Source organism: Gemmobacter aquatilis, from assembly GCF_900110025.1.
In the GTDB taxonomy this organism is placed as follows: Bacteria; Pseudomonadota; Alphaproteobacteria; order Rhodobacterales; family Rhodobacteraceae; genus Gemmobacter; species Gemmobacter aquatilis.
On sequence record NZ_FOCE01000004.1, the window covers coordinates 139,625 to 153,646 of the forward strand.

At 64.4% G+C, this 14,022-nt stretch carries 13 protein-coding genes; 8 read left to right on the forward strand and 5 right to left on the reverse strand.

Going from position 1 to position 14,022, the window contains the following annotated elements:
• The first annotated feature begins 6 nt into the window (after positions 1 to 6).
• Genes BMX43_RS09145 through BMX43_RS09155 form a run of 3 tightly spaced genes read left to right on the forward strand, consistent with a single transcriptional unit; the run spans position 7 to position 2,792 of the window.
• The gene (locus BMX43_RS09145) at positions 7 to 1,218 is read left to right on the forward strand and encodes an SAM-dependent methyltransferase (protein WP_091300580.1); all 1,212 of its coding nucleotides are present in this window, start codon (positions 7 to 9) and stop codon (positions 1,216 to 1,218) included.
• A 24-nt stretch (positions 1,219 to 1,242) separates the two neighbouring features.
• Positions 1,243 to 1,683 carry a TrgA family protein gene (locus BMX43_RS09150; protein WP_091300582.1) on the forward strand — a complete coding sequence of 147 codons (441 nt, stop codon included), beginning with the start codon at positions 1,243 to 1,245 and terminating at the stop codon, positions 1,681 to 1,683.
• Positions 1,683 to 2,792 (forward strand): NUDIX domain-containing protein, encoded by a 1,110-nt coding sequence (locus tag BMX43_RS09155; RefSeq protein WP_091300585.1) that lies wholly within the window; start codon positions 1,683 to 1,685, stop codon positions 2,790 to 2,792. The genes BMX43_RS09150 and BMX43_RS09155 overlap by 1 nt, the downstream gene beginning before the upstream one ends.
• Positions 2,793 to 2,799: 7 nt before the next feature.
• Here the strand turns inward: BMX43_RS09155 and BMX43_RS09160 are convergent, their stop codons facing one another.
• A complete protein-coding gene (locus tag BMX43_RS09160) occupies positions 2,800 to 3,759 on the reverse strand; it encodes a LysR family transcriptional regulator (protein WP_091300587.1) in 960 nt (319 codons plus the stop codon).
• Between the two features lie 129 nt (positions 3,760 to 3,888).
• Between BMX43_RS09160 and BMX43_RS09165 the strand changes: the two genes are divergently transcribed.
• The 5 genes from BMX43_RS09165 to BMX43_RS09185 all read left to right on the forward strand — a co-directional run bounded on the left by BMX43_RS09165 (position 3,889) and on the right by BMX43_RS09185 (position 9,226).
• Positions 3,889 to 5,220 (forward strand): aminotransferase family protein, encoded by a 1,332-nt coding sequence (locus tag BMX43_RS09165; protein ID WP_091300589.1) that lies wholly within the window; start codon positions 3,889 to 3,891, stop codon positions 5,218 to 5,220.
• Positions 5,217 to 6,131, forward strand: coding sequence for a 3,5-dioxohexanoate:acetyl-CoA acetone transferase (kce, locus tag BMX43_RS09170; RefSeq protein ID WP_091300591.1), 915 nt, complete (start codon positions 5,217 to 5,219; stop codon positions 6,129 to 6,131). Before BMX43_RS09165 ends, kce begins: the two co-directional genes overlap by 4 nt.
• Positions 6,132 to 6,136: 5 nt before the next feature.
• Positions 6,137 to 6,571, forward strand: a complete 435-nt coding sequence (locus tag BMX43_RS20390) for a GNAT family N-acetyltransferase (protein ID WP_175482066.1) — start codon at positions 6,137 to 6,139, stop codon at positions 6,569 to 6,571.
• On the forward strand, positions 6,568 to 7,584 hold the full coding sequence (locus BMX43_RS09180; protein WP_091300595.1) for a histone deacetylase family protein: 1,017 nt from the start codon (positions 6,568 to 6,570) through the stop codon (positions 7,582 to 7,584). The genes BMX43_RS20390 and BMX43_RS09180 overlap by 4 nt, the downstream gene beginning before the upstream one ends.
• 298 nt (positions 7,585 to 7,882) lie before the next feature.
• Complete coding sequence (locus BMX43_RS09185) at positions 7,883 to 9,226, forward strand: NAD(P)-binding domain-containing protein (protein ID WP_091300597.1); 1,344 nt, start codon at positions 7,883 to 7,885, stop codon at positions 9,224 to 9,226.
• A gap of 196 nt (positions 9,227 to 9,422) precedes the next feature.
• Here the strand turns inward: BMX43_RS09185 and glnT are convergent, their stop codons facing one another.
• The 4 genes from glnT to BMX43_RS09205 are packed head-to-tail and all read right to left on the reverse strand — an operon-like array spanning position 9,423 to position 13,693.
• On the reverse strand, positions 9,423 to 10,730 hold the full coding sequence (glnT, locus tag BMX43_RS09190; RefSeq protein ID WP_091300599.1) for a type III glutamate--ammonia ligase: 1,308 nt from the start codon (positions 10,728 to 10,730) through the stop codon (positions 9,423 to 9,425).
• 35 nt (positions 10,731 to 10,765) lie between these two features.
• Entirely contained in the window at positions 10,766 to 12,094 is a 1,329-nt protein-coding gene (locus tag BMX43_RS09195) for an FMN-binding glutamate synthase family protein (RefSeq protein WP_091300601.1), read from the reverse strand.
• A 10-nt stretch (positions 12,095 to 12,104) separates the two neighbouring features.
• Positions 12,105 to 12,794, reverse strand: coding sequence for a GltB/FmdC/FwdC-like GXGXG domain-containing protein (locus BMX43_RS09200; RefSeq protein ID WP_091300603.1), 690 nt, complete (start codon positions 12,792 to 12,794; stop codon positions 12,105 to 12,107).
• 2 nt (positions 12,795 to 12,796) lie between these two features.
• The gene (locus BMX43_RS09205) at positions 12,797 to 13,693 is read right to left on the reverse strand and encodes a class II glutamine amidotransferase (protein ID WP_091300605.1); all 897 of its coding nucleotides are present in this window, start codon (positions 13,691 to 13,693) and stop codon (positions 12,797 to 12,799) included.
• Positions 13,694 to 14,022: the final 329 nt, after the last annotated feature.

Below are 14,022 nucleotides of genomic sequence, written 5' to 3' on the forward strand. Positions count from 1 at the left end.
TGCCAGATGACGGTCATCACGACGACGGCGGGGGCTGCCGATCTGCCACGCTATTTTACGCAGGTCTTGCGGGTGCTGGACCGGCTGCAGATGGGGCGGCTGGAGTTCGTGCTGCCCGACGGGCGGCGCTTTCGCGCCGAAGGGGCGCAGCCGGGGCCGGTGGCCGAGATTAGGGTGCGCAATGCCGATGTGTTTTCGCGGCTGGTGCGCGAGGGCGATCTGGGATTTTGCGATGCCTATCTGGATGGCGACTGGGATACGCCCGATCTGCAGGCCTTCATGGATCTGGTGCAGGCGCCGCCGAACAACGCGGTGAATGACGGCTTTCCCGGCATGGGGCTGGTGCGGGCCTACGAGCGGATGCGGCACTGGCTGCGGTCAAACTCCAAACGGCAGGCGAAGAAGAACATCTCGTATCACTATGATCTGGGGAATGAATTCTACGGCCTGTGGCTGGACGAGACGATGACCTATTCCAGCGCGATTTTCCGCAGCGGGCAGGAAAGTCTGGAAGCGGCGCAGATCGCCAAATATGCTAGCATGGTGGATCAGATGGGCGCCAAGCCCGGCGATCATGTGCTGGAAATCGGCTGTGGTTGGGGGGGCTTTGCCGAATATGCGGCGGGTCAGCGGGGGCTGAAGGTGACTGGCCTGACCATCTCGCGCGAACAGCATGACTTTGCGGTGGCGCGACTGGCGCGGGCAGGGCTGAGCGACCGGGTGGAAATCAAGCTGCAGGATTACCGCGACGAACGTGGGCGCTATGACGCCATCGCCTCGATCGAGATGTTCGAGGCGGTGGGTGAAAAATACTGGCCCACCTATTTCGGAACCTTGCGGGATTGCCTGAAGCCCGGCGCCAATGCCACGCTGCAAATCATCACCGTGCCGGAACATCGGTTCCATACCTATCGAAAAACCGTTGATTTCATTCAGAAATATATATTTCCCGGTGGAATGCTGCCCTCGCCCGATGCGCTGTCGCGCGAGATTGCGGCGGCCGGGTTGGTGCGCAAAGGGTCCATCGAGTTCGGCGAAAGCTACAGTCTGACCCTGCGGCGCTGGTATGACACGTTCAACGCCCGCTGGCCCGAGGTTGAGCGGCAGGGATTTGATGATCGCTTCCGGCGGATGTGGAATTTCTACCTCACCTCTTGCGCAGGCGCCTTCCACGGCGGAAACTGCGACGTGACACAGATCACGGTGACGCGGCCCTGAAGCCGCGCGAGGATAGGACAGGCCATGCCGACAGCGGGCAAGCTGGTAGGGGCGCTGCTTTTTGCAGTGCTGGGATATGTAACGGCAGAGGTGTTCAAACCGGGGATGCCACCGGGCACGGCGTTCGGCTATTTCAGCTTCATCTGTGCCGGGTTGGGCGCCCTGTGTGGCTGGCTGGTGATGGGCAAGCGCGCCGGGATGAACTTTGCCGGGGTATTCAGTGCCGGGTTACAGACGGCGCTGGTGCTGGCTTTCGCGGCGCTGTTCGGGTTTTCGACCTATCTGATGATCGGAAAGTCGCTGCGCAAACTGTATGACGGGCCGTTCGAGGCGGTGATCGGGATTTTCGAGCTGATGATTGAACATGGGGTGCTGATGCTGACGCCGCCTGTGCTGATGGCGTTGCTGATCGGCGGGCCGGTCTGTGGTGTGATCACGGGCTGGTTCGGGCGGCGGTGGTCGTGATGGCTGCGTTCTTTTACGGCACACTATGCGATGATGCCCTGCTGGAAACAGTTCTGGGGCGCAAAGTGGAGGTGGTCGGTGCACGCCTGCCGGACCACAAGGTCTTGTGGTCTGATCAGGGGGCGTGGCCGGTTCTGGTAGGGGCGCCGGGCGCGCAGGCGCCGGGGCTGGTGCTGGAGGACGTGACCGACGCGGATCTGGAACGGCTGGATTTCTACGAGGCGGTGTTCGGCTATGGGCGGCGCGAGGCGCTGGTCGAGGTGGCGGGGACGGCGCAGGTGGCGCGGCTCTGGCTGCCGGATCAGGTGGGCGCGGGGGCGGGTGACTGGAGCCTTGCGGACTGGCAGCGTGACTGGGGGGCAGTGGCGGTGGCCACGGCAGGCGATGTCATGGCGCTGCGGTGGCAGCATGATCCGGCGGCGATCGGGCGGCGCTATCGGCAGATGCTGGTGCGAGGGGCAAGCCGGGTGCGCGCAGCCGCATCGGCGCCAACAACGCTGCGGCGGCGTGCCGAGCCGGGCGATGTGGTGGTGGAGCAGCTGCGCCAGCCCTATGGGCATTTTTTTGCGGTAGAAGAATACGATATGCGATTCCGCCGCTTCGATGGCGGGATGAGTGAGCAGATCAACCGGGCGGTGTTCCTGTCGGGGGATGCGGTGACGGTGCTGCCCTATGATCCGATGCGCGACCGGGTGTTGCTGGTGGAGCAGTTCCGGGCGGCGGTCTTTGGCCGGGGAGATGCCCAGCCTTGGCAGTTGGAGGCGATTGCCGGACGGATTGACCCCGACGAGGGCCCCGAACAGGCGGCACGGCGCGAGGCGGTGGAAGAAGCGGGGCTGGAATTGGGGGCGCTGGAATTTGTCGCCCGGTTCTATCCGTCGCCGGGGGCGAAGAGCGAATATCTTTATAGCTACGTGGCGCTGTGCGATCTGCCGGACGGGGTGGAGGGTGTGTTTGGCGTGGAGTCGGAGGCCGAGGATATTCGCGGTCATCTGGTTGGTTTTGCAGAGTTTATCGCGATGGTCTCCTCGGGCGAGATCGAGAACGGGCCGCTGTTGGTGACGGCCTTGTGGTTGCAGCGCGAGCGGGGGCGGTTGCGCGGGATGTGAAGGGGCATCAGGGGCCGTAGGTGCGCTGATCCATCGGGGTTTCGGCGATAAGCGTTTGAATAAGCTCGATAAAGGCAGATTCGGCGCGGTTGCGGCGGGCCTTGGGGTTGATCGCCAGATGCACGTCGATGGCGGGCGGCGCGGCATAGGGGGGCAGCCGCCAGAGCTTGTGGGTGGCAATGTCATCCTCCACCACATGCAGGGGCAGGGGGCCGATGCCGAGGCCTGCGGCGATCATGCGGCGGACCTCTTCCAGATGGGTGGACTGGCCGATTACCTGAGCCTCCAGCCCGGCTTTGCGGCGCAGTTCGGTGACGGCAGAGAGGGCATCGCCCATGCGGTCGGTCTGGAAACTGACGGCGGCATGGCCGCGCAGGTCTGACAAGGACAGCTTTTTGCGACCGAACAGAGGATGGGGTGGGCCGCAGAACAGGCCGAAAAATTCCTTATAGAAAACAGTTGTTTGAAGGTGAATTTGCGGGGCGGACAGCAGGCAGATGGCGAGGCTGGCCTGACCTTCGGCGACACGGGTCAGCGCCTCGCGCGAGGGCAGGATGTCGATGGACAGCGTGGCCTTGGGGTAGCGGCTGTGGAAGCGGCGCAGCGCTTCGTCCAGCAGGGGGGAGACGACGTGCGAGGCCAGCGCAAGGGTGACCTCGCCCGAGATTTCGCCTGCCACCTCGGCCATGGACATGGCGGCGCGCAGGATGGCCGCGCGGACCTCGCGCGCCTCGGACAGCAGGGCAAGACCTTGGGATGTCAGGGAAAATTCACCCGGCGCGCGGTCGATCAGCCGGTGGCCGACGCGATCTTCCAGCCGTTTCAGCGCCTGTGAGACCGAGGGTTGTTTCAGCCCCAATCGGGTTGCGGCGCCGGTGACAGAACCGGCTTCGGCCAGCGCGAGAAAGACCCGCAGCAGGTTCCAATCCAGATCGCGGGCGAGTTTTTCGGCGGGACTGAGGCGCATGACCCATTGATAGGATCAATGGGAAAGATTTCAACTATCTATTTTGTGCATGGGCACCTGTGGTGCACAGTGCGTACACCCCCTGTGCACCCCCTGTCGTGCGCGGATTTTGCAGCCCCGGAGCCTGACATGAGCCATCTGTTCTACCTTTCGACCGCCAAGCGCCCGGTGCTGGATCGCGCCGAAGGCATCTATATGTGGGACCGCGACGGGCGGCGGTTCATCGACGGATCGTCGGGGGCGATGGTCAGCAATATCGGGCACTCCAACCCGGCAGTGCTGGCGGCGATGCGGGCGCAGATGGAGAAATCGACCTTCGGCTATCGGCTGCATTTCGAGACGGAACCGGGCGAGGCGCTGGCGGCCAAGGTGGCGGCGCTGTGCCCGGCGGGGCTGGACAAGGTGTTCTTCGTCTCTGGCGGGTCGGAGGCGGTGGAAAGTGCGATGAAGCTGGCGCGGCAATATGCGGTGGTGCGGGGTCAGGCGAGCCGGTGGAAGGTGATCTCGCGCTTTCCGTCTTACCATGGGTCCACGCTGGGGGCGCTGTCGGTGACCGGCTATGACCCGCTGACCGACCCGTTCAAGCCGATGATGGTGGCGATGCCGAAGATCCCGGCGCCGCGCGCTTATCTGGACGGGCTGGATATGGACGACCCGGCGACCGGCGCGCATTACGCCGCGATGCTGGAGGCGCAGATTCTGGCGGAGGGGCCGGAAACCGTTCTGGCCTTCATCCACGAGCCGGTGGGCGGGGCTTCGACCGGGGCGCTGGTGCCGCCGGTGGGCTATATGCAGGCGGTGCGCGAAATTTGCGACAAATACGGTGTGCTGCTGATCCATGACGAGGTGATGAGCGGCGGCGGCCGGGTGGGCACCTTTCTGGGCGGTGATCTGTGGGGGGTGGTGCCCGACATCGTGGCAATCTCCAAAGGGTTTGGCGCGGGCTATGTGCCGCTGGGGGCGATGGTGGCGCCGTCCTGGATGGTGGATGCGGTGCAGGCGGCGGGCGGCTTCTTGCACGGGCATACCTATGCGGGCAATCCGCTGGCCTGTGCGGCGGGGCTGGCGGTGCTGGAGGAGATCGGGCGCTGCGATCTGATGGGCAATGCGGCGCGGGTGGGGGCGGTGCTGAAGGCGCGGCTGAAAGCCCTGATGCAGCGCTATGGATTCATCGGCGATGTGCGGGGCGAGGGGTTGTTGCTGGCCTTTGAGCTGGTGGCGGACCGCGAGACGATGGCGCCGCTGCCTGCCGCGATGAAGGCCTTTGATACGCTGGTGGAGCTGGCCTATGCGGAACAGTTGATCATCTATGCGCGGCGCACGCGGGGTGGATATGCGGGGGACCATTTCCTCGTCTGCCCGCCGATGATCACCACCGAGGCGCAGGTGGACGAGATCATGGAGAAGCTGACGCGGGCTCTGGATCGGTTCGCGGCGGATCATGCGGCGGTGCTGGCATGAAGATCGTCATTTCCTGCGCGATCACCGGGTCGATCCATACGCCCTCGATGTCACCCTGGCTGCCCTTCGCGCCGCAGGACATTGCGGCGCAGGCGATCGGGGCGGCGCAGGCCGGGGCGGCGGTGCTGCATCTTCATGCGCGCGATCCGCTGGACGGGCGACCCTCGGGCGCGGTGGATCACTGGCGGGGGTTCTTGCCCACGATTGCGGCGGGCTGTGATGCGGTGGTGAACATGACCACCGGCGGATCGGCGGTGATGACGCTGGAAGAGCGGCTGGCGGCGCCGATGGCCTTTGCACCCGAGATGTGCAGCCTGAACATGGGGTCGATGAACTTTGCGCTGTATCCGATGGCAGCGAAGGCGCGGGACTGGCGGTTCGGCTGGGAAGAGCCGTTTCTGCGCGGCACCGATGATCTGGTGTTCAAGAACACCCCGCGCGACATTGAAGGCGTTTTGCGGATCATGGGGGCAGAACGGGGCGCGCGGTTCGAGTTTGAATGCTACGAGGTGGGGCATCTGTACATGCTGCGGCATTTCGTGGATCGCGGGCTGATTGCCGGGCCGATCTTCCTGCAATTCGTGATGGGGGTTCTGGGGGGCATTGCGGCAGAGCCGGAGCATCTGGTGCATATGAAGGCGACGGCAGAGCGGCTGTTTGACCGGTTCGAGTGGTCGGTGCTGGCGGCGGGGCGGCGGCAGATGGAGTTTGCGGCGATGGCGGCGGCGATGGGCGGGCATGTGCGGGTGGGGTTGGAGGACAACCTCTATCTCGGCAAGGGCGTGCTGGCGAAAAGCAATGCCGAACAGGTGGCGAAGGTGCGCGGGATTGTGGAGGCGCTGGGGCGCGCGGTGGCAACGCCAGACGAGGCGCGGGCACTGCTGGGGCTGAAGGGCCGGGTGGCGTTTTGATCCGGGTGGCGGGGGTTGCGGATGCGGCGGCGGTGACGGCAGCGCTGCGGCAGTTGGCCGGGGCGATGGGCGACCCGTTCCGCAGCGATCTGGCGCAGGTGGAGCGGGCGCTGGCCTGTGGCGCGGTGCGGGCGGTGCTGGCGGGGGATCAGGGGGTGGCGCTGTGGTCGCCTTTCCTGTCCACCACGCGGGGGGCGATGGGCGCCTATGTCAGCGATCTGTGGGTGGCCGAAACTGCGCGCGGGCAGGGCCTGGGTGGGGCGCTGCTGGCGGCGGTGCGCGATGCGGCGGCGGCAGAGTTCGGCCGCGTGTTCCTGCGGCTGTCGGTCTATGACGACAATGGCGGGGCGCGGGCGTTCTATGAGCGGCTGGGCTTTGCCGGCAAGGCGGGCGAGATCTGGTTGACGCTGGAAGGTGTGGCATTGGAGGCATTGGCATGAGGGCGTTTCTGGACGCGCGGCAGGCGGGGCATGACCCGCAGATGTTCATGGCGAACGGGGTGATGCTGCCCAACCCCGAAAAGCCCGAACGCATCGCGGTGCTGCGTGCGGGGGCCGAGGCGGCGGGCGCGGTGTTCGAGCCGCCGCGCGATTTTGGCATGGGGCCGATTGCGGCGGTGCATACGGCGGAATACCTGACCTTTCTGGAAACCATCCATCCGCGCTGGAAGCGGATCGAGGGCGCGGCGGAAGAGGTGATCCCCAATATCCACCCCGACCGGCGGCAGGCGAATTATCCGAAATCGGCGGTGGGGCAGGCGGGCTATCATCAGGCGGACACGGCCTGCCCGATCGCCTCGGGCACCTGGGCTGCGGCCTATTGGTCGGCCCAGAGCGCGCTTTCTGCCGCCGAGGCGGTGGCGGGCGGGGCGGGCGCCGCCTATGCGCTGTGCCGCCCGCCGGGGCATCATGCCTTTGCCGATCTGGCGGGGGGGTTCTGTTTTCTCAACAATTCCGGCATCGCGGCGGAGTGGTTGCGCGCGCGCGGGTTGCGACCGGCGATTCTGGATGTGGATGTGCATCACGGCAATGGCACGCAGGGCCTGTTCTATACGCGCGGCGATGTGTTGACCGTCAGCCTTCATGCCGACCCGGAGCGGTTCTACCCGTTCTTCTGGGGTGCCGCGCAAGAGCGGGGCGAGGGCGCGGGGCTGGGCTTCAACCTGAACCTGCCACTGGCGCGGGGCACGGATGACGCGGGCTATCTGGCGGCGCTGGGCACGGCGTTGCAGCGGATACGGTCGTTCGGGGCGGATGTGGTGGTGGTGGCGCTGGGCTTGGATGCGCATGAGGACGACCCGTTTCAGGGGCTGCGGGTGACGACCGAAGGGTTCACGCGGATTGCGGCGGCGATTGCCGGGCTGGGCCTGCCGGTGCTGGTGGTGCAGGAGGGCGGCTATCTGCAACCGGCGCTGGGGGGGAATTTGACGGCGTTTTTGCGCGGGTTGGGCTGAGGCTTTTGGCGGGGCGCCCCCTCACCCTGCCCTCTCCCCCAAGGGGAGAGGGTGGCGTGGTGCTGGGGCGGGGGTGGTTTGTGCTGCGCGCGGGGTGTTTCACGCAGTCTGACTGCCATGCGGGCGCTTTCGGGCAAGTCTGCTTAGGAAACGGGCAGGCGACTGGATTCATCCTGAGAAATTCAAGAGAAAAAGTTTCCCCACAGGAAGAATATTTGACACGCAATGCGGAATCTTCTTAGCTGGCTGCCAGAACAGGGCCGCGCGAACGTCCCGAATTACCAACAAGGAGAGCCACATGACCAAACGAGTCGCCGTCATCGGAGCCGGACCTTCGGGCCTGGCCCAGCTGCGCGCCTTCCAGTCTGCCGCAGCCAAGGGCGCGGAAATCCCGGAAATCGTCTGTTTTGAAAAGCAGGACAACTGGGGCGGGCTGTGGAATTACACCTGGCGCACGGGTCTGGATGAATATGGCGAGCCGGTGCATTGCTCGATGTATCGTTACCTGTGGTCGAACGGCCCGAAAGAGGGTCTGGAATTCGCCGATTATTCCTTTGAGGAACATTTCGGCAAGCAGATCGCCAGCTATCCGCCGCGCGCCGTGCTGTTCGATTATATCGAAGGCCGGGTGAAAAAGGCCGATGTGCGCGACTGGATCCGCTTCCGCCACCCGGTGCGCTTCGTGAAATACAACGAGGACAAGGGCAATTTCACCGTCACCGCCCATGACCTGATCAACGATTCGATCTACGAGGAAGAGTTCGACAACGTGGTCTGCGCCTCGGGCCACTTCTCGACCCCGAATGTGCCGGAATATCCGGGCTTTGACGTGTTCGGCGGCCGGGTGCTGCACGCCCATGACTTCCGCGACGCGATGGAGTTCCACGGCAAGGACATCCTGCTGCTCGGGTCCAGCTATTCCGCCGAGGACATCGGGTCGCAATGCTGGAAATATGGCGCCAAGTCGATCACCGTGGCCTATCGCAACGCGCCGATGGGCTTCAACTGGCCCGACAACTGGAAGGAAGTGCCGGCGCTGGTGCGGGTGGATGAAACCACCGCCTATTTTGCCGATGGCACCAGCAAGAAGGTCGATGCGATCATCCTGTGCACCGGCTACAAGCACCACTTCCCCTTCCTGCCCGATGATCTGCGGCTGAAGACGGCGAACCGGCTGGCGACCGCCGACCTGTATAAGGGCGTGGTCTGGGTGCATAATCCCAAGCTGTTCTATGTCGGGATGCAGGACCAGTGGTTCACCTTCAACATGTTCGACGCGCAGGCCTGGTGGGTGCGCGATGCGATCATGGGGCGGATCGCGATTCCCGAGGACAAGGCGGTGCTGCTGAAGGATGTGGAAGACCGCATTGCGGGCGAGGATGCCGGGGCGGATGCGCATGACGCGATCCACTATCAGGGCGATTATGTGAAAGAGCTGATCGCGGAAACCGACTATCCGTCGTTTGACGTGGATGGCGCCTGCGAGGCGTTCTTCGAGTGGAAGGACCACAAGAAGAAAGACATCATGGGCTTCCGCAACCACGCCTACCGTTCGGTCATCACCGGCACCATGGCGCCGATCCACCACACGCCGTGGAAGGATGCGCTGGAAGACAGCATGGAAAGCTATCTGCGGAACTGAGCCCCCTTTCAGATCTGACAGCACCTGGGCCCCGGAGCAATCCGGGGTCTTTTCGTTGCGCGGGTCAGGGGGCTTTGCCCCCGTCGCCTGCGGCGACTCCCCCGGGTATTTTTACAAAGAAGAAGGGGGCGGCGGGCATGGCAAAAGGCCCCGGAGGAGGTCCGGGGCCTTTGCCTGTGGTGTGTGTTGGGGGCGATCAGATGTCGAGCGTGTTGTCGTGTTCCCAGCGCGAGAAGTGGGAGACGAAGCTGTCCCATTCCTTGTGCTTGAGCTTCATGTAGGCCGCCGAGAATTCCTCGCCCATCATTGCCTTCAGCGTGCTGTCCTTGTCGTACTCGCGCAGCGCGTCGAGCAGGTTCAGCGGCAGTTTCGGCGCGTCGGTGATCGTGTGGCCCTGGGTATACATGTCGATGTCGTGGCGCTTGCCGGGATCGGCCTTGGAGCGGATACCGTCCAGACCGGCGGCGATGATGATCGCCTGCAGCAGATAGGGGTTCGCAGCCCCGTCGGGCAGGCGCAGCTCGAACCGGCCGGGGCCGGGGACGCGCACCATATGGGTGCGGTTGTTGCCGGTCCAGGTGACGGTGTTCGGCGCCCAGGTCGCGCCCGAGGAGGTGCGCGGCGCGTTGATGCGCTTGTAGCTGTTCACCGTCGGGTTGCAGATCGCCGCCAGCGCCGAGGCGTGTTTCATGATGCCGCCGAGGAAGGTGCGGCCCCGATCCGAAAGCCCCAGTTCCTTGCTGCTGTCGGCGAAGGCGTTTTCGCTGCCATCGAGCGACCAGACCGAGATATGCGCGTGGCAGCCCGAGCCGGTCAGACCCTTGAACGGCTTCGGCATGAAGGTGCAGCGCAGGCCGTGCTTTTCGGCCACCGACTTCATCATGAATTTGAAGAAGCTGTGCTTGTCGGCGGTCTGCAGCGCGTCGTCATACTTCCAGTTCATTTCGTACTGGCCGGTCGCGTCTTCATGGTCGTTCTGGTAAGCTTCCCAGCCCAGTTCCAGCATGTAATCGCAGACCTCGGCGATCACGTCATACTGGCGCATCATCGCTTGCTGGTCGTAGCAGGGCTTTTCTGCGTTGTCATAGGGATCGGCGATCTTGTCGCCCTCGGGGGTCAGCAGGAAGAATTCCGGCTCCACCCCGGTCTTGACGCGCAGGCCTTCCTTGGCGGCTTCGTCCACCAGTTTGCGCAGCACGTTGCGCGGGGCCTGTGCCACCGGGGCACCCTCCATCACGCAGTTGGAGGCGAGCCAGGCGACTTCTTTCTTCCACGGCAACTGGATGACGGAGGACGCATCCGGCACGGCCATCATGTCGGGATGGGCGGGGGTGAGATCCAGCCAGGTGGCGAAACCGGCGAAGCCCGCGCCATCGACGGCCATGTCGTTGATCGCCTGGGCAGGGACCAGCTTTGCGCGCTGGCCCCCGAAGAGGTCGGTATAGGATACCATGAAATACTTGATGCCGCGTTCGGCCGCGTATTTCTGCAAGTCCTTGACCATTATGGGTAACTCCCTGTCGTTCTTTTGTTTTTGGGTCAGAAGGTGCCGTTGCGGCCGGGGATCCAGCTGGTGCCGGCCAGCGGCACGCCTGCCATGGCCGCAGCTTCGATGTTCAGCGCGCAGAGGTCTTCCGGTTCCAGATTGTGCAGGTGATTCTTGCCGCAGGCGCGGGCGATCGTCTGCGCTTCCAGCGTCATCACTTTCAGATAGTTCTTCAGGCGACGGCCCCCGAGGATCGGGTCGAAGCGCGAGAACAGCGCCGGGTCTTGCGTGGTGATCCCGGCCGGGTCGCGGCCTTCGTGCCAGTCGTCATAGGCGCCGGCGGTGGTGCCGAGCTTCTGATATTCGGCCTCCAGCGCCGGGTCGTTGTCGCCCAGAGCGATCAGCGCGCCGGTGCCGATGGCCACCGCATCGGCGCCCAGAGCCATGGCCTTGGCCACATCGGCGCCGGTGCGGATGCCGCCCGAGACGATCAGCTGCACTTCGCGGTGCATCCCCAGATCCTGCAGCGCCTTCACGGCCTGCGGGATGCAGGCAAGGATCGGCATGCCGACGTTTTCGATGAACACGTCCTGCGTGGCAGCGGTGCCGCCCTGCATCCCGTCCAGCACCACAACATCAGCCCCGGCCTTCACCGCCAGCGCAGTGTCGTAATAGGGGCGGGCGCCGCCGATCTTGATGTAGATCGGTTTTTCCCAATTGGTGATTTCGCGGATTTCGAGGATCTTGATTTCCAGATCGTCGGGGCCGGTCCAGTCGGGGTGGCGGCAGGCAGAGCGCTGGTCGATACCCTTGGGCAGGTTGCGCATCATCGCCACGCGGTCGGAGATCTTCTGGCCGAGCAACATGCCGCCGCCGCCGGGCTTGGCGCCCTGACCGACCACGACCTCGATCGCATCGGCGCGGCGCAGGTCATCGGGGTTCATGCCATAGCGCGAGGGCAGGTATTGGTAGACGAGGGTGCGGGAATGGCCGCGCTCTTCTTCCGTCATGCCGCCGTCGCCGGTGGTGGTGGAGGTGCCCGCCGCGCTGGCGCCGCGGCCCAGGGCCTCTTTCGCCGGGCCGGACAGGGCGCCGAAGCTCATCCCCGCGATGGTGACCGGGATGTCGAGGTGGATCGGCTTCTTGGCATAGCGGGTGCCCAGCCAGACATCGGTGGCGCATTTCTCGCGATAGCCTTCCAGCGGATAGCGCGAGATCGAGGCGCCGAGGAACAGCAGGTCATCGAAATGCGGCAGGCGCCGCTTCGAGCCGCCGCCGCGGATGTCATAGATGCCGGTGGCTGCGGCGCGGCGGATTTCGGCGTTCACGTCGTTGGAGAACGTCCAGCTTTGCTTCGGGGGCGTGTGGGGGAAATCGGTCATTCTGATTGCCTCAGTAGGAGGACGCATTGTCGACGTTGAAATTGTAGAGCTTGCGGGCCGAGCCGTAGCGCTTGAACTCTTCGGGTTTGGCCAGATGGTCGGCCTCGCCGCGCGCCAGCAGATCGGCGAGCAGGGCCAGGTGTTCCGGGCGCATCTCTTTTTCGATGCAGTCGGCGCCCAGCGATTTGACGGAACCGCGCACGAAGAGGCGGGCCTCATACAGCGAGTCACCCAGTGCGTCGCCCGCATCGCCCAGCACGACCATATTGCCCGATTGCGCCATGAAGCAGGACATGTGGCCGATATTGCCATGCACGACGATGTCGATGCCTTTCATCGAGATGCCGCAGCGCGAGGCCGCATTGCCCTTGATGACCAAAAGCCCGCCGCGCCCGGTGGCGCCAGCATATTGCGAGGCGTCGCCGTCGATGATGACGGTGCCCGACATCATGTTTTCGGCCACGCCGGGGCCAGCCGAGCCCTTGATGCGCACGGTGGCCTGTTTGTTCATGCCCGCGCAGTAATAGCCGGTGGAGCCGCGCACGGTGACATCAATCGGCGCGTCAAGGCCCACGGCGATGGCATGGGCGCCTTTGGGGTTGATGACCTCCCACGAGGTCTGGTTGGTCTGCCCGTTCAGCGCGTGCAGGGTGGAGTTGAGGGCGCGCAGGCCCTGCGCGGCAAGATCGAAGCTCTGCATTCTCAGCGTTCCCAGAAGTAGACGGTGGCGGGTTCGGGTTCCCAGACGCGGGCATGTTCGATGCCCGGCAGCATGACCATGGCGCGGTATTCCGAGCCGAAGGCGACGTATTGATCGGTTTCGGCCATGACGGCGGGCTTGCAGGCGATCGGATCGCGCACCACGCCGAAGCCGTTTTTCGTGCCGACGACGAAGGTAAAGAAGCCGTCGAGATCGGTCAGCGTGGCTTCCATCGCCTCGCCCAGTTTGGCGCCCTCTTGCAGCTTGTGGCTGATGAAGGCGGCAGCGACTTCGGTGTCGTTTTCGGTCTCGAAGGTCATCCCGGCGCGTTTCAGGACGCGGCGCACCGAATTGTGGTTGGACAGCGAGCCGTTATGCACGAGGCACTGGTCGGCGCCGGTGGAGAACGGGTGCGCCCCCATGGTGGTCACGGCGGATTCGGTGGCCATGCGGGTATGGCCGATGCCATGGGTGCCGGTCATCTTCGACACGTCGAACCGGGCGGCCACATCTTTGGGCAGGCCGACTTCCTTGTAGATTTCAATGCCTTCCCCGGCGCTCATCACCTTGATGGCGGGGGCGATGTCGCGCAGCGCGTGGCGGGCGGCCTCCAGCCGGTCCAGCGGCAGGTCAAACACGGCGTGGGTGTCCTTGACCGCCATCTTCACCTTGGCGGCAATGGCGGCGCCGAGCTTTTCAGCCAGGCCGTCAAAGTCGGTGTCCGGGTTGGCCGACTGGACGGTCAGCTTGGCGTGGCCGTCATGGCCGCGCGAATAGATGGCGATCCCGGCGCTGTCCGGGCCGCGATCCGTCATGGTGATGAGCATTTCCGTCAGCATCTCGCCGAGCTTTGGCTCGAGCGAAGCGTCCTTCAGGAAAAGTCCGACGATACCGCACATGGGTCGACTCCTTCGTGAACTTGATGAGGTGACGCTAGCATTGAACATTTCACGCATCAACTGTGAAGAAACATTTTTTCATCTTGGGGAATAACGGGTATGAAAATCGACACCAAATGACCAGATCCGACATTTGCTGTCAGAGGGGGCGCGGCGTGGGCGAAATGCCCGGAATTTGGGCGAAGGGCGAAGGGTGCGGGCGGTTCCGGCGGTTTCACAGAGGGGGGAACCCGCTGCAATCGGGGTGCGAATCTGGTCGGGATGTTTCCACAGGGTGAAGCGGAATTCCTGAGACTGATTCGGGGTCCGGTGGTGTTGCGTAATGCTGC

Bases quoted from the DNA above. Each gene is read 5' to 3' on its own strand.
- BMX43_RS09145 (WP_091300580.1), top strand. From the start codon at position 7: ATGACGGTCATCACGACGACGGCGGGGGCTGCCGATCTGCCACGCTAT.
- BMX43_RS09150 (WP_091300582.1), top strand. From the start codon at position 1,243: ATGCCGACAGCGGGCAAGCTGGTAGGGGCGCTGCTTTTTGCAGTGCTG.
- BMX43_RS09155 (WP_091300585.1), top strand. From the start codon at position 1,683: ATGGCTGCGTTCTTTTACGGCACACTATGCGATGATGCCCTGCTGGAA.
- BMX43_RS09160 (WP_091300587.1), bottom strand. From the start codon at position 3,759: ATGCGCCTCAGTCCCGCCGAAAAACTCGCCCGCGATCTGGATTGGAAC.
- BMX43_RS09165 (WP_091300589.1), top strand. From the start codon at position 3,889: ATGAGCCATCTGTTCTACCTTTCGACCGCCAAGCGCCCGGTGCTGGAT.
- kce (WP_091300591.1), top strand. From the start codon at position 5,217: ATGAAGATCGTCATTTCCTGCGCGATCACCGGGTCGATCCATACGCCC.
- BMX43_RS09180 (WP_091300595.1), top strand. From the start codon at position 6,568: ATGAGGGCGTTTCTGGACGCGCGGCAGGCGGGGCATGACCCGCAGATG.
- BMX43_RS09185 (WP_091300597.1), top strand. From the start codon at position 7,883: ATGACCAAACGAGTCGCCGTCATCGGAGCCGGACCTTCGGGCCTGGCC.
- glnT (WP_091300599.1), bottom strand. From the start codon at position 10,730: ATGGTCAAGGACTTGCAGAAATACGCGGCCGAACGCGGCATCAAGTAT.
- BMX43_RS09195 (WP_091300601.1), bottom strand. From the start codon at position 12,094: ATGACCGATTTCCCCCACACGCCCCCGAAGCAAAGCTGGACGTTCTCC.
- BMX43_RS09200 (WP_091300603.1), bottom strand. From the start codon at position 12,794: ATGCAGAGCTTCGATCTTGCCGCGCAGGGCCTGCGCGCCCTCAACTCC.
- BMX43_RS09205 (WP_091300605.1), bottom strand. From the start codon at position 13,693: ATGTGCGGTATCGTCGGACTTTTCCTGAAGGACGCTTCGCTCGAGCCA.